At 37.7% G+C, this 16,689-nt stretch carries 7 protein-coding genes; 1 reads left to right on the forward strand and 6 read right to left on the reverse strand.

What is annotated here, in order from left to right:
• Positions 1-33: 33 nt before the first annotated feature.
• The 3 genes from HM983_RS12885 to HM983_RS12895 are packed head-to-tail and all read right to left on the reverse strand — an operon-like array spanning position 34 to position 5,208.
• Positions 34-669 (reverse strand): MOSC domain-containing protein, encoded by a 636-nt coding sequence (locus HM983_RS12885; protein ID WP_179346000.1) that lies wholly within the window; start codon positions 667-669, stop codon positions 34-36.
• A gap of 10 nt (positions 670-679) precedes the next feature.
• On the reverse strand, positions 680-4,132 hold the full coding sequence (locus tag HM983_RS12890) for a pyruvate carboxylase (protein WP_179346002.1): 3,453 nt from the start codon (positions 4,130-4,132) through the stop codon (positions 680-682).
• A gap of 14 nt (positions 4,133-4,146) precedes the next feature.
• On the reverse strand, positions 4,147-5,208 hold the full coding sequence (locus tag HM983_RS12895; protein WP_179346004.1) for a hypothetical protein: 1,062 nt from the start codon (positions 5,206-5,208) through the stop codon (positions 4,147-4,149).
• Positions 5,209-5,502: 294 nt separating this feature from the next.
• Between HM983_RS12895 and HM983_RS12900 the strand changes: the two genes are divergently transcribed.
• Positions 5,503-11,184, forward strand: coding sequence for a T9SS type A sorting domain-containing protein (locus HM983_RS12900; protein ID WP_179346006.1), 5,682 nt, complete (start codon positions 5,503-5,505; stop codon positions 11,182-11,184).
• Between the two features lie 214 nt (positions 11,185-11,398).
• Here HM983_RS12900 and HM983_RS12905 read toward each other — a convergent pair whose 3' ends face one another.
• The 3 genes from HM983_RS12905 to HM983_RS12915 form a co-directional block, all read right to left on the reverse strand.
• Complete coding sequence (locus HM983_RS12905; RefSeq protein ID WP_179346008.1) at positions 11,399-11,983, reverse strand: Crp/Fnr family transcriptional regulator; 585 nt, start codon at positions 11,981-11,983, stop codon at positions 11,399-11,401.
• Between the two features lie 104 nt (positions 11,984-12,087).
• Positions 12,088-13,998 (reverse strand): molecular chaperone HtpG, encoded by a 1,911-nt coding sequence (gene htpG, locus HM983_RS12910; RefSeq protein ID WP_179346010.1) that lies wholly within the window; start codon positions 13,996-13,998, stop codon positions 12,088-12,090.
• Between the two features lie 164 nt (positions 13,999-14,162).
• Complete coding sequence (locus HM983_RS12915; RefSeq protein WP_179346012.1) at positions 14,163-16,613, reverse strand: alpha/beta hydrolase family protein; 2,451 nt, start codon at positions 16,611-16,613, stop codon at positions 14,163-14,165.
• Between the last annotated feature and the right edge of the window lie 76 nt (positions 16,614-16,689).

The following is a 16,689-nucleotide window of genomic DNA, read 5'->3' on the forward strand; positions in this document are numbered from 1 at the left end:
GTGGTCAAAGATAAATTAAAAGAAACTCCAATATCATTTCAAAAAATAGTTTAATCTCTTTTTTAATTTTTCAGGAACAGCATCATGCTCAATCATTAATTTTATATGAGATTCGTTTTTGTTTTTAGCATATAGAAGTTGAAACAATTCATGAATTGAAATACTGTGTTTAGATCTTTCAACCAATTTAAAGTTGTCGTTGTTTTTTACGTTACCCTCATTCAATATTCTAACATAGGTTCCAGGACAGCCATGCTCAACAAATTGTTGTAAAACTGCATCAGTACCAAATTTATGGGCAAACTTAAAACAAGGTTCTCTAGGGATGGTAATTTGTATTTGGGCTTCTCCGACATTATAAATGTCACCAACAATTAATTTTTTTTCGTCCAAATTTTCAACCGTTAGATTCTCACCCAGCATGCCATATGTCCAGCCTAATTCTGGGTATCGTGATTTCCAATACGGATAATGTGTTGCTGAAAACAGATAGCATGCCTTAAATTCACCTCCATGTACACGTCGATCTGAAACTTCGTCACCTTTCACATTATCCTTTCCAAGATAAATAGAGTGATCAATTGGCTTCTTATAAATGCCAGTAGTAACTTCATTTCCGTTATGATAAAATGTTCTTGGTTTGGCAATATTGGTAGAAATGATTTTCATTCAATTTCTATTATTCAATCGTGATTACCAAATCGTCTTGCTTCACCATGCTGCCAGCACTGAGCGAAATGGACTTTACTTTTCCAGCTTTGTGTGCTGTAACTGTAGTTTCCATCTTCATGGCTTCAATGACGAAAAGTGGGTCGTTTTCTTTTACGGTTTGTCCTTTTTTAACCAATACTTTGTATAGTGAACCTTGAAGTGGTGCGCCAACTTCACCTGCGTTTTCTGGATCTATTTTTGTGTTTTCAATTTTTTTGATGTTCATGGATTTATCGAGCACTTCAACAAATCGGTTTTCGCCATTAACCAGGAAGAATACAATTCTTACCCCTTCATCATTGGGAATACCAACCGAAAGAAGTTTTACTATAATGGTTTTTCCCATTTCCAACTCTATTAATATTTCTTCCCTCAGCTTCATGCCATAGAAGAAATTTTTGGTTGGTATCAAAGCAATGTTGCCGTATTTTTTATAATTTTCATGTGCTGCTTCAAATACTTTCGGATATAATGTGTATGATAGGAAATCTTCTATCTCAATAGCTCGGGTAAAACCTTTTTGAAACTTCTTTTTGAACGTAGCATATTCTTTTGTAAAGTCAATTGGTTCTAAATGTGCATTGGGTCTGTCCGTATACGACTCCTTGTTTTTTAGAATAATCTTTTGAAGTTTTTTAGGGAAACCACCTACAGGCTGTCCCAGGTCACCTTTGAAAAAATTAATTACGGATTCTGGAAATGATATTTCCTCACCTCGAGACATCACATCCTCAGGAGTAAGGTTGTTAGTCACCATGAATATAGCCATATCGCCAACCACTTTAGAACTCGGTGTCACTTTAATCAGGTTACCGAACATACTATTAACGGCAGCATACATTTTCTTAACTTCATCAAAACGATCTCCTAGTCCTAAAGCCGTAGCTTGAGGACGTAAATTTGAATATTGACCACCAGGAATTTCATGCTGAAACACTTCTGCCGTACCAGCCTTTAGTCCAGATTCAAATGGATAGTATAATTCTCTGGTGTCTTCCCAAAAGTTTGAGAATTGATTTAGTTTGTTGATGTCAAAATCATGCGACCGTTCATGGTATCTCATCATTTCTACAACCGCATTAAAGTTGGGTTGCGAGGTAAGTCCCGAGAGCCCACCCAGAGCCACATCGACCACATCTACTCCAGCTTCAATAGCTTTTAAATAAGTGGCTGTTTGTAATGAAGACGTATCATGCGTATGCAAATGAATGGGAAGATTAACAGTGTCTTTAAGAGCTGCGACCAACTCAGTTGCTGCATATGGTTTTAATAAACCTGCCATATCTTTAATCGCTATCATGTGAGCACCTGCATTTTCAAGATCTTTGGCGAGTTGTGTATAATATTTAAGATTGTATTTGGTCTGTTTGGTATCTAAAATATCACCTGTGTAACTTAGTGCAGCTTGGGCGATGCCACCAGTATTTTTCCTTACATAATTAATGCTTGGTTCCATGGCTTTGACCCAATTTAAAGAATCAAATATTCTAAAAATATCCACACCATTTTCCCAAGATTTTTCAACAAATTTTTCAATAAGATTGTCAGGATATGCTTTGTAGCCAACACCGTTTGAGCCTCTTAACAACATCTGAAATAGAATGTTGGGAACAGCTTTTCTTAATTCTCTTAACCTTGTCCAAGGGCTTTCGTGCAGAAAACGTAAACACACGTCAAAAGTAGCACCTCCCCAAACCTCCATGCTAAACGTATTTGGATGGTTTTTGGCAAAACTTTCGGCAACCTTTAGCATATCGAATGAGCGCATTCGTGTTGCCAAAAGAGATTGATGCGCATCTCGCATCGTGGTATCTGTGTAATGAATTTTTTTATCGGCTTTTAACCATTCGCAAAACTTTTCAGGGCCAAGTTCAGAAAGCAAATCTTTAGTACCTTTTGGAAAGGCATCTTTAGTGCTAAATTTTGGTGTGGAAGGGTTTCTGAATACTTTATTCTGATCGATATATTTTACATCAGGATTGCCATTAACAACCACTTCTGCCAAATAATTTAAAGCTTTCGAAGTGCGGTCTTGCGGTAGCTTGATTTCGAATAAAGCAGGAGTATTCTGAATAAAATTAACAGAAACTTTTCCATCCCTAAAAGTTTCGTGCTGAATAACGTTCTGTAAAAAATGGATGTTGGTTTTAACACCTCTAATTCTAAACTCTCTTAAAGCTCTCACCATTTTTCTAACAGCTCCATCTAATGTTCTGCCATGTGCTGAAACTTTTACAAGCATAGAGTCAAAGAATGGGCTAACGTTATAACCTTGGTAAATGCTACCTGCATCTAATCTAATGCCCATACCTGAAGCGCTTCGATAGGTGGTAACAGTGCCATAATCTGGTGTAAAATTATTTTCGGGATCTTCAGTAGTTAATCTACACTGCAAAGCAAAACCATATGTAGCAAGTGACTCTTGTCCGTAAATTTTAATTTGTTGATCCGATAATTTATAGCCACCAGCTACAAAGATTTGGGTTTTTACGAGGTCAATACCTGTAACCATTTCGGTAACGGTGTGCTCAACTTGAATTCTTGGGTTGACTTCTATAAAATAGATGTTATCCTCTTGATCAACCAAAAATTCTACCGTCCCAATGTTGTTATAATTAACTTCCGATGCAATATCAACTGCATATTTATAAAGTGCATCCTTGACATCTTGAGCTACATTATAGGAAGGTGCAACTTCTACCACCTTTTGGTGCCGTCGCTGCACAGAGCAGTCACGCTCAAATAAATGCCTGATATTTCCATGTCTATCTGCTACAATCTGAACTTCGATATGTTTTGGATTTTCGACATATTTTTCAAGAAACATGGTGTCATCTCCAAAGGCATTGAGTGCTTCGTTACGAGCAGAATTAAAATTAGATTCTAAATCTTCATCAGATCTAATAACTCTCATTCCACGACCACCACCACCAGATGCTGCTTTTAACATCAATGGATATCCTATAGTGTGCGCTTCGGAAAGTGCGGTTTTAAGTGAATCTAGATGTTTTTTGTTGCTTTCAATGATTGGAACGTTACATTTTACAGCTATTTTTTTTGCTGTTATTTTGTCTCCAAGGGCATCCATTACATCTGGATCTGGCCCAATAAAGATAATGTCATTTTCAGCACAATGTCTGGCAAATTCTGAATTCTCAGAGAGAAAGCCATAACCAGGGTGTATAGCATCTACATTTTTAGCTTTTGCTAAAGCCACAATTTCTTCTATATCTAGATAAGGTTTTAAAGGGTCGTTATCGGCACCAATTTGATAAGATTCATCAGCTTTGTTTCTATGTTGCGAGTAGCGATCTTCATAAGTGTAAACTGCTACTGTGGCAATGTTCAATTCTGCGCAAGCGCGCAAAACTCTAATGGCAATTTCACTTCGGTTGGCGACTAAAACCTTTTTGATTTTCATGTTTGTGGTTGGATTTATTTGATGATATAAGGGTTTTCGTTTACGTAGTTTCTGATTATAAAATCTAGAGCGTTATTGAGCAGTTCTCCCATGTTTTCCGACTTTTTGAAATTAACATCACCAGTTAATTTGAAAAGGCCAGATTTTAGCTCTTTTATTTTTTCTGGAGTTGAAATGGTATCAACCTTCATGCAATTTACTAGCTCTTCCAATCTTTCGTGTTCGCTCGTTGCACGTTTAGCGAGTAACGAACGTTCTTCTTTTTCGTATTGTTCTATGGATGCTTGCGCCAATACATTTAAACTCATTTTTACCAAAGGATTATTCTCCTTCAAAAATTGGGGTTTATAGACTTTTGGGTTGCCTTCGTAACTTTGTTGGTCAAAATCTATAGCTCTAATTCTATATTGTATTCTGTCAAAATCATGGGTTATAACAATCACATAATTATAAGAGCGCATATCTGCCAATAGCCTTACGAAACAGCGTTCGTTAAATTTTACAAATTCTTTTGCCAAAGCACGCTTATCCTGTTCCGGAAGCGTATCGAGATGGTTGCTTATGAAAGTGTCACCGGGAATTCCAGAAATATGTTCTTCTATTAATGTGTCTTTATGGACTAAAAAAGTAATATGGTTTGGTGATAATAAATGTTCTAACTCTAAACCGTAAATACGCGAGGCATCGGCTTTTTTAACATAAAGAAAGATATAGTTGTCATTGAGGATGTTTCTGACTTTTACTCTGAATGGTTTTGTGTTTCCGAAGGTGCAGAAATCAATACTATCTATATTGAGATATGGTATAATGCTGTCACTACCGTCTGAGTGCAGAATGGAATACATTTGTTTAAGGCTGTTCTCGATTTCGTCTCTCTCGTATTCTGCATAATAACAACTTATCCATAAAGTGTCATCACCATTATCGTCAAATATTTCAACAGCACCTTGAAATCTTAAAAGATCATCATAAAAAATTGGGATTTTTATATTTCGACCCTGTTCGCTTAGATAATTGGATAGCAAATCACTTATCGGATAGGCTGGTTTTTTTTTTGAAATAAGCTTTTTGTCCATTTAATACAGTTCGATGCGCATAAGGTAAATTTTAATTCACATAAAAGCAATAGAAATTATTACATATAATATAAATGTGAAAAACCACTAATTGTCAAATTAATACCAAAAATGTATTTTTCTTATCAAAAAAACATTCTTTTATCGATATTAATGACGATTAATCGTTTTTAAGTGTTAAAAAAATGTTAACAGTTGAAAATTATAAAACTCCGTCTTCTCGATTATCGTAGGTATTATGTCTCAAACCCAAAAGGGGCAACAGCTAAACCTATTAACCAAAATTATTTCACAATGAGAAACAAAATTACTCTTGTTATTGCTTCCGCAATGGCATTTTTTATTTCGACAACTTCTTTTGCACAGGTCGTTACGAGCGGTGCAGATGACGGACCAGGATCACTGCGGCAAACAATTGTAGATGCATCCAACGGAGACACAATTACTTTTGATGGAGCTGTTACTACAGTAACTATATATGATGATTTAGAGATTGATAAAGATCTTACAATAAGCGGTCCCTCAGGAGGAACTGTTATTATCGATGCCAATTTTGATAATCGAATCTTTAGATTGAGAGCAGGAACTGTAGAGTTTAATAACCTTACGATAACAAATGGTGTTTGTGTCGATGGAGGCGGAATTAAAATCTCTGACGCAACACTTACAATTAATAATTGTGTTATAACTAATAATAAAGCAATTAGATCAGCGACTCCAGCACCTTCAGGTGGTGGAATTTTTGTTGATGTAGGTGGTGTTCTAATTGTTAATGACTCAGAAATCTCAAACAACATTGCCAACAGAGCTGGCGGAGGTATTGAAGATAACTCTGGAGCTGGTTTGGCAATTACGCTTAACAACGTAATTTTAAATAACAATAGTGCCGGTATCGGATCGGGTGCAACTGCTGCTCCAGGAAATGGAGGAGGCCTGCATATTACAGGTGCTGGTGATTCAATGATTACTGGTGGTACGGCTAACAATAATATTGCAGCTTCTGAAGGTGGAGGCCTGTGGAATGGTTCTGGAACAATGACAGTAGACGGAACAATTTTAAACGGTAACGATGCACAAGGTGCTGCTGCAGACAATGGTGGTGGAGCTTTATTTAATAATGGTGGAACTTTAATTGTTCAGAATAATGTTACACTTAGCGGAAACACAGCTACTGGAGCGGCTGGTTCTGGTGGCGGAATTCAGAATGTTGATGGAGGAACTGTAACAGTTTCGATGAGTTCAATAACAGGTAACTCAGCCAATAGAGCAGGTGGTGGTATTGAAGATAACTCTACTAATGGCGTTGGTACATTAGTTTTAACCAACGTAAATCTTAATAATAACACAGCAGGTTCAGCGCCGGGAAATGGTGGTGGACTTCATATTACTGGACCAGGTAACGCAACAATTACCAGCGGTACAGTAAACAGCAATATTGCTTTTAGAGAAGGCGGTGGATTATGGAATGGTTCTGGTACAATGATCGTCGACGGAACTGAAATTAATGGAAACGATGCACAAGGAGCTGCTGCCGATGATGGAGGTGGAGGTATCTTTAACAATGGAGGTGAGCTTATTGTTAGAAACGGCACTTTAATTACAAACAACATGGCTTCAGGTTCTGCCGGTTCTGGTGGAGGAATTTTTAGCTTAACTCCAGGTACCATAAATGTAGATGGTCTAACAATTTCAAACAATACTGCAAATAGAGCAGGTGGTGGAATTGAGATAGCATCAATTCCTGGCGAACTATATACATTTAACGATGTTACTTTTAGAAATAATGTTGCTACAGGAGCAAATGGAGCACCAGGTAATGGTGGTGCTTATCACATTAGTGGTGGTGGAGACTCTACATTTACAGATTGCTTAGTAGAACGCAACACTGCTGTAGAAGGTGGTGGGCTTTGGAACGGTACTGGAACTATGACCGTTACAGGCTTTGACACACAATTAAGTGAAAATGAAGCTACTGGTGATCTTGCAGAGCAAGGTGGTGGAGCTTTATATAATGATGGAGGTACAATGAATGTAAATTCATTTGCAGATATATTTAGTAATGTAGCAACTGGTGTTTCAGGGTCAGGTGGTGCAATTTTGAGTACAGGTGGTACTTTAAATACTGATACAATCTTTCTTTCTTCTAATGGAGCAAATAGAGCAGGTGGTGCTATTGAAATAATAAACGGTACAGCAAACTTAATCGATATTTCACTTATTTTAAATGATGTGAATGGTTTAGCCACTGGAGGAGCACCAAATCCTGGAAATGGTGGTGGAGTTCATATTACTGGCAACTCTGCAGATGTTACGATTAGTGGTATAGTATTTTTGAACGAAGCAGCATCAGAAGGTGGTGGGCTTTGGAACAACGGAGGTTCAATGAGTATTGAAGGTGGAACATTTTATGAGAACACTTTTATAGACAACAACAAAGCTTTTGGTAATTCTGCCGATAATGGTGGAGGCGGAATCTTCAATAATGGAGGAATGTTAGTTGTTGCGAGCGGAACCAATATTGTAAATAACATAGCTAGCGGAACATCGGGTTCTGGTGGAGGAATTCAAAATGTTGCTGGAGGCTCAATTGATGTTACAGGTGCTATAATTACCAATAACTCGGCCAATAGAGCAGGTGGTGGAATTGAGGATAATTCCTCAAATGAAGCCGTGGGAACAATCACTTTAACAAATGTAACGTTAAACAATAACTCAACAGCATCTGCACCAGGAAATGGTGGTGGTTTGCATATGACTGGTCCTGGAAATTCAATAATTACAGGAGGTACAACAAACGGAAACACTGCATCAAACGAAGGTGGTGGCTTATGGAACGGTTCTGGTACCATGACCTTAGTTGACCATACAGTAAATGGGAATACAGCATCAGGAAATGATGATGAAGTGCCAGGCGGTTCTGGTGGTGGTGCAATTTATAATGAAGGAGGTACGCTAGACTTATCAGGTTCAACGGCAATTACAAATAACGTGGCCGACGGAGCACAGTCAACAGGTGGTGGAATTTTAAATGCTGCAGGTATATTAATTGCAGATGGAATTTCAATAACTGGCAATACATCTAACCGTGCAGGTGGTGGAATTGAGACGAATGGAGACAGTTCGGTAGAGCTTACAAATGTTAACCTGGATGATAATTTTACGGGAGCTGTTACTGGTGCAGGAGCACCTGGTAATGGTGGAGGACTTCACGTTAGTGGAGCTGCACCTGTTACTATCACGGGAGGAACCGTAAATGGTAACATAGCCGCTAAAGAAGGTGGCGGACTTTGGAACAACCAAGGTGTACTTACTATTAATGGTACTACTATTTCAGGAAACGATGCGCAAGGTGATTTCGTTGCTGGCCCTCCTGTACAAATCGTTGGAGGTGGAGGTATCTTTGCAGAAGACGGTATGGGATCTGTTGTAATCAATGAAGGAACAACTATTTCAGGAAACTTCGCCTCAGGAACTCAAGGTTCTGGTGGGGGAATCCTCATGGCAACAGGTACAATGTTGACCATCAATGGAACGGAAGGATCTCCTGTGACAATTTCGGATAACGCAGCCAGCCGAGCTGGAGGTGGACTTGAGGATTGGTCATTGAGCGCCAATGTAAATACATTAACTAATGTTAATTTCACAGGTAATACCGCAGGATTGAACAACGGTAGTTTTACAGCCGATGGAGGACCTGGAAACGGTGGAGCGATCCACGTAACGGGACCTGGAGATAACATGATCAGTGGTGGCTCTGCAGTTATGAATATGGCAGCCAACGAAGGTGGTGGATTTTGGAACGGTTCTGGTACAATGAGCATTGCCGATACTACGATAGATCAAAATACAGCATCAGGAAATGATGTTGAGGTAGCTGGAGCTGCTGGTGGTGGCGGACTTTTTAATGAAGGCGGTACTTTAAACTTATTAGGTTCAACGGCAATAACAAATAACGTGGCCGATGGAGCACAATCAACAGGTGGTGGAATTTTAAATGCTGCAGGTATTTTAATTGCAGATGGAATTTCAATAACTGGCAATACATCTAACCGTGCAGGTGGTGGAATTGAGACCAATGGTGACAGTTCGGTAGAGCTTACAAATGTCAACCTGGATGATAATTTTACGGGAGCTGTTACTGGTGCAGGAGCACCTGGTAATGGTGGAGGACTTCACGTTAGTGGAGCAGCACCTGTTACTATCACGGGAGGAACTGTAAATGGTAACATAGCCGCTAAAGAAGGTGGTGGACTTTGGAACAACCAAGGAGTACTTACTATTAATGGTACTACTATATCAGGAAACGATGCGCAAGGTAACTTTGTTGGTGGTGAGAATGTAGAGATTGTTGGAGGTGGAGGTATCTTCGCCGAAGACGGTATGGGATCTGTTGTAATCAATGAAGGAACAACTATTTCAGGAAACTTCGCTTCAGGAACTCAAGGTTCCGGTGGTGGAATCCTCATGGCAACAGGTACAATGTTGACCATCAATGGAACGGAAGGATCTCCTGTGACAATTTCGGATAACGCAGCCAGCCGAGCTGGAGGTGGACTTGAGGATTGGTCATTGAGCGCCAATGTAAATACATTAACTAATGTTAATTTCACAGGTAATACCGCAGGATTGAACAACGGTAGTTTTACAGCCGATGGAGGACCTGGAAACGGAGGAGCGATCCATGTAACAGGACCTGGAGATAACTTGATTTTTGGAGGTACTGTATCAATGAATAGTGCTGCTGCAGAAGGTGGAGGATTTTGGAATGGTTCAGGAACGATGACCGTTGATGGAACTTCATTAAGTGAAAATGATGCTCAAGGAGATGACGCTTCAAATGGTGGTGGAGCACTATTTAATAATGGTGGAACGCTAATTGTTCAAAATGGTGTGTCAATAACCAATAATACAGCCACAGGAGCTGCTGGTTCTGGTGGTGGTATTCAAGGTGTTGATGGAGGATCAGTAACTGTCTCTAGTGCTACAATTACTGGTAACACTTCTAATAGAGCAGGTGGTGGTATAGAAATGGCTGCAGGATCCTTGGACATGTCTAGTACAGATTTAAGTAATAATAATGCAGGTGCTGCACCAGGTAATGGAGGTGGACTTCATTTAGGTGGAGCTGCTACAGCAACAGTATCATTAAGTACTGTAAGAAATAATGTTGCCGTTGAAGGTGGTGGACTTTGGAATGCTGGATCATCTATGATGGTTACAACTTCTGAAATTTCAGGAAACTCAGCTAGCGAAGGTGGAGGAGTTTATAACGAAACTGGTGGAGCTACAACGGTTATGACAAGTACAGTGTCTAGTAATTCAGCATCAACTTCTGGTGGTGGTTTAACCAATAATGGTACAAGTTTAGATCTTAATGCTGTTACGGTTGCTATGAATACGACATCTGGAAATGGTGGTGGTATTAATGCAGGTAGTAGTGTATCCTTAAAGAACTCTATTGTTGCATTAAATACGGCTGGTTCTGATAATGATACTTCGGGTACAATTGCAGACAATGGTTTTAATATATTAGGAGGTAATCCAATGTTAGGTCCATTGCAAGATAATGGTGGTACAACATTTACGCATCAGCTATTAGCAGAATCTCCAGCTTATGATGCAGGTGATCCGGCTGACAATTTTAATGATCAAATTGATCAGGCCGTATTTGGAGATGCACGTGATATAGGTGCTTTTGAAGCTCAAGAAGTATTGTCTGTCGAGGACTTTAATAAAGTATCTGTATTGAATATTTATCCTAATCCAACAAGAGGACAATTTAATATTGTCATTAACGATTCGGTTTCTGGGAATATAAATGTTGAAATTATTTCAATGACCGGTAAACTGGTTCAGAAATTGGCCTTAGGTAATGGTATAAACAATTTGGATATTACCGGAATGACTTCAGGTATATACATTGTAAATGTTTCTACTGACAAAGGTAGAACTTCTCACAAATTAGTTTTAGATTAATTACTTCTTAAGTAGAAAAGACCATCTAAAGGTGGTCTTTTTTAATGGTATTTTGTAATAACTAAAAAAGCGTAAGTGTTTTAAACTTACGCTTTTTAGCTATTAACCAACTTGGGATTGTTAATGTTGTACTTTTTTATTTAGGGTTTAAAGTACAGGTGCGAAACTATACTAAATGATTGAACCATAAATTGATATATGATAATAACGATAATTATTTTTTATAAATTTCTTTTCTTATTCTGCTAAGGCTTTCATTTGTTATACCTAAATAGGAAGCTATATGGTAATTTTTCACCTTTGCCTCTATGTCTGGATATTGTTTGACAAAATTTTTATACCGTACTTGAGCCGACAGAGACATGTTAGACAGTATTCTTCTCTGAAACATACTAAAGGCACTCTCTAGTTTATTTCTGCCATAAGTGTTTATGCTTACTATATCGTTGCAGAGGTTTTGCCAATCTTGAATGGAAAGTTTGTAGATCTTCGCATTTTCAATCACTTCGAGATTCATCATTGCTTCTGACCGAGAGAAAAAAGCCGAAAAATCTGTGATCCACCAATCCTTAATTCCGAATTGTAATGTATGCTCTTTGCCATTTTCTTCGATACAGTAAGTTCTAAGACAGCCACTCCAAATGTAATACATGTTGTTGACGATATCTCCAGATTCGAAAACTTTTTCCCCTTTCTTATATTCTTCGTGATGAAGAACTATATCAATTCTTTCAAGTTCTTCGTCAGATAATGGTACATTTTTAAAAATTGTATTTATATGCGAATCTTGTTGAGACATTTTTTAGTTTTTATTAAAAGTATAATAATTAATTCAAATTTCATTAATATAAAAAAACCACCTTGAATTAACAAAGTGGTTTTTTATTCTGTTATTTAAAATTCTTATTTTATCATGTCATAACTTCGCTTGATAAAGTTCGTAAGCTCTTCACCTTTGAGTAGCCCTTGTGACAAACGTGCCAAATCTAAACTTTGATTAATCAAACGTTCTTGTTTCTTTTTGGTTTTGGTGTTTAAAATCTCTCCGACCAATTCAGAATTTGTATTCACTATAAGGTTGTACATCTCCGGCATATTGCCCATAAACATACCGCCTCCGCCACCAGTGGCTTGCATTTCTTTCATACGTCGCATAAATTCTGGTTGCGTAATGATAAATGGTGAAGCATCGCTATCCATAGCTTCTAATTGTACCATGAACTTTTCTGACGGCACAACATCTTTCAGTAATTCATCTAATTTAGTTTTTTCTTCATCAGATAATTTTGAGATGGCATTTTCTTCTTTTTTGATGAGGTTGTCTATATGATCACCATCGACGCGTGCGAATGAAATATTTTCTTTTGTTGTTTCCAATTTCTGAATTAAATGCGAAACGATTGGTGAATCTAAAAGTAATACCTCGTAACCTTTGGCCTTTGCAGTTTCAATGTAAGCGTGTTGCTCATCTTTATTGGAAGCATACAGAATTACCATTTTATCATCCTTGTCAGTCTGCTTTGCTTTAATGGCGTTGGTTAACTCTTCAAAAGTGTAATATTTTCCATCTACTGTTGGATAGAGTGCAAATGCGTCTGCTTTTTCAAAGAATTTTTCTTCGGAAAGCATACCGTATTCAATTACAATTTTGATATCGTCCCATTTCTTTTCAAAATCCTCCCGGTTATTGTTAAATAAGGATTTTAACTTATCTGCCACTTTTCGTGTAATGTAAGATGAAATCTTCTTTACATTACCATCGGCTTGTAGGTAAGAACGGGACACATTTAATGGTATATCTGGCGAATCAATCACACCTCTCAACATCGTTAAGAATTCTGGTACAATACCTTCAACATTATCGGTTACAAATACTTGATTTTGATACAGCTGAATCTTATCTTTTTGAATGTTGATGTCATTCGTCATTTTTGGGAAATATAATATTCCCGTTAGGTTGAATGGGTAGTCCACATTCAAATGAATATTAAATAACGGCTCCTCAAACTGCATTGGATACAGTTCTCTGTAGAATTTTTTATAATCCTCTTCTTCTAATTCCGATGGCTGTTTGGTCCATGCTGGATCAGGATTATTGATGATATCATCAACCGTAATTTTTTTGTGTGGCTCGGTAGTTTCTTTGCCGTCTTTATCTTTTGTGGTCTTAGGCGTAAAATCTGGATCGTTTATTTCCTTTGTTCCAAATTTGATTGGAATTGGCATAAACTTGTTGTACTTGTTCAACAACTCGCGGATTTTACTTTCCTCCAAAAATTCAGTTGAATCTTCAGAAATGTGAAGAATGATTTCCGTACCTCTTTCAGTTTTATCTGCTTTCTCTAAAGTGAACTCTGGTGAACCATCACACGTCCAATGTGCGGCAGGTTCATCTTTATAAGATTTAGTAATAATTTCAACCTTATCTGCCACCATAAATGCAGAATAGAATCCAAGACCGAAGTGTCCTATAATACCAGAATCTTTAGCTGAATCTTTGTACTTATCCAAAAATTCTTCAGCACCAGAAAATGCAATTTGGTTAATGTATTTTTCAACTTCCTCTGCTGTCATACCCACACCTTGGTCTATGACGTGAAGTTTTTTACCTTCTTTATCAACTTTTACCTCGATAATTGGGTTACCATATTCAACCTTTGCTTCACCTATGCTGGTGAGGTGCTTCATTTTTAATGTCGCATCTGTTGCATTACTAATGAGCTCACGTAAGAAGATTTCGTGGTCACTGTATAAAAACTTTTTAATTAACGGAAAGATATTTTCTACCGATACGTTAATGTTTCCTTTTGCCATAATATGTAGTTTTTGTCATTCCTGCGTAAGCAGAAATCTAATTATATATTGTTTTAATTATGTTGAACTACTAGACAAATAAAATACCAACTAAACATTTGTGACAAGATGACATAAAAAAAGCCGCTCAAATTGAGCGGCTATGTATTGATATGAAATTAAAATTAATTTTTCATCTTTTCAGTATTCTCAATAGGCTCTTCTTTTTCTTCTTTGTTTTTCACGTGCTTATCGAGCCATTGATCTTGCTCCCATAGCATGTGCATAATAGATTCTTTAGCTCTATAACCATGGCTTTCTTTTGGTAACATAACCAATCTTACAGGAGCTCCGAGACCTTTGAGCGCATTAAAATAACGTTCACTTTGTAGAGGGTAAGTACCAGAATTATTATCTGCCACACCATGAATCAAAAGTAAAGGGGTTTTCATTTTGTCAGCATGCATAAAAGGCGACATGTTATAATACGTTTCTGGTGAATCCCAATAACTGCGCTGTTCACTTTGAAATCCGAATGGCGTCAATGTTCTATTATATGCGCCACTTCTTGCAATACCTGCTGCAAATAAGTTTGAATGTGACAATAAGTTGGCTGTCATAAAAGCACCATAACTGTGGCCACCTACTGCGACCCTATCTCTATCTATATAGCCCATATTGTCAACGGCATCAATAGCAGCTTTCCCGTTGGCTACTAATTGTTCTCTAAATGTGTCGTTAGGCTCTTTCTCTCCCTCTCCTACGATTGGGAATGCGGCATCGTCCAATACTACATAACCTTGGGTCACCCAATAAATAGGTGAGCCCCATGATGGATATACAAATTCGTTTGGATTTGAAGTACTTTGCGCAGCAGTAGCTTTATCTTTGTATTCTCGAGGATAAGCCCAAAGAATCATTGGATATTTTTTGCCTTCCTCGTAGTCAAGTGGTAAATAGAGTGTACCATCTAAATCCAAACCATCGTCACGTTTGTAATTAATTACACGCTTGTTTACATCTGCCAGACTTTTAAATGGGTTTTCGAAGTCTGTAATGGCAGTTAGATCGTTGTTCTTGTTTATGTTTCTGATATAATAATTAGGATATTCGGTTTGAGATTCTATTCTCACTAAGATTTCTCCGTCTTCCATGTCTATTGCAGACATCAAACTCTCCAATTTATCTGTATATTCAGATTGATAAAGGCGTTTTGTTTTTCCTGTTTTAATATTGTATTCATCTATAAAAGGGAATTGTCCTTCTTTAGAATAGCCCTCTCCCATGCGGTAAAGCTTGTTGTCGTCCATCTCTAAAACATAGCTTCCCATTTTGTTTTTTGTTGTCACAAAATTTCCTGGATCGCTATACACGTCTTGATAACTTCTATCTGTGATGATTTTAGCGTTTTCGTTTGGTTTGGATGGATTGAATAAATACGTTTTAGTGTTTCTTGTATTCCACCAATAATCGTAAGCTATGGCTGTATTTTCGTCGCCCCAAGTTATACCAGAAAAGCGTTGCTTGGTTTTTAAAAGTAACTTTGGATCTCCAGTAAACGGTGCCTTTTGTTGATAGACTGCATCTCTATATTCTGCTTCTACTTCAGGATCACCTTTATCTAAAGCTTCGGCCCAAACTAGAGTTGCTGGTTGGTCAGCTCTCCAATTCATATTACGTTTACCCATTCTTGTTGCCATAAAACCTTGTGGTCTTACTTCGTCTAGAGGGACTTTATTGACAGTTTTAACTACATTGCCATTGGTGTCATATATGGTTTCTTCATAAGGGAATCTACTATAGGTTACCAAATAAGAGAAAGGACGATCTATTGTAGTGATCATTACATATTCACCATTGGGCGAAAAATCAATGCCACGATACATGTCTGACCCAAGAAAATCGCTGGCGGCCCCATTAACGGATACTTTTTTAATTTCTGAACGTGATAATTGCTCAAAATTAAATTCGTCATTTGGTGTTTTTAATAAATCTTGATAAGTTCTGTTTTGTGCTTTTGAACCGTCACTTACAGAAACAGTCGGTCCCGTAGGTACCGCTGTATCAGCATCTATCAATGGTTGTCTATCGCTTGGTAACATTTTTACCAAAAGATGTTGGTTGTCATTAAACCAATTGAGAGTGCTGCCCATGTTTGCATTGACTGAGGCATCGGTTATTTTGTTTACTTCTGCGTCGTTGATGTTTAAAACCCATACTTCAACACCTTTATCTGTAGTATTTAAGCAAGCAATCATGGATTCATCTGGTGACCATCTGAAATCAGATAGTCTAGCATTTTCTGGTAGCCCGGTAACTTGTTTAGCATCTTTATCTGAAGTTTTCTTTACTTTAAGATTAGTGGTATAACTAGTTCTACTCCCAATGTTTGTAACAGGATTAATTCGCAACCCTGCCAACCTTAATTCGGTTTCGGACAACTCTGAAATAGATTTGTATTGGTCTCTGTAAAGCAGCACCATGTTTTCGCCTTTACTGTCAATTTGTACACTCGGAGCGAGTTCTACATCGGCCAGTTTCATTATTTCTTCAGAGGGTTGTTGGTAAGTTAAATTTTGCTGTGCGAAGCCACTTGCAAGTGTAAAACACACAAGAATTTTTAAGATTAGTTTCATGTTTTATTTAAATTGATTAGAGCCTTGAAGGTACTTAAAATTGAAATGGCTAAATGTGAGAGAGATGTTAAAATTA

The organism is Winogradskyella ursingii, from assembly GCF_013403975.1.
Classification (GTDB): domain Bacteria; phylum Bacteroidota; class Bacteroidia; order Flavobacteriales; family Flavobacteriaceae; genus Winogradskyella; species Winogradskyella ursingii.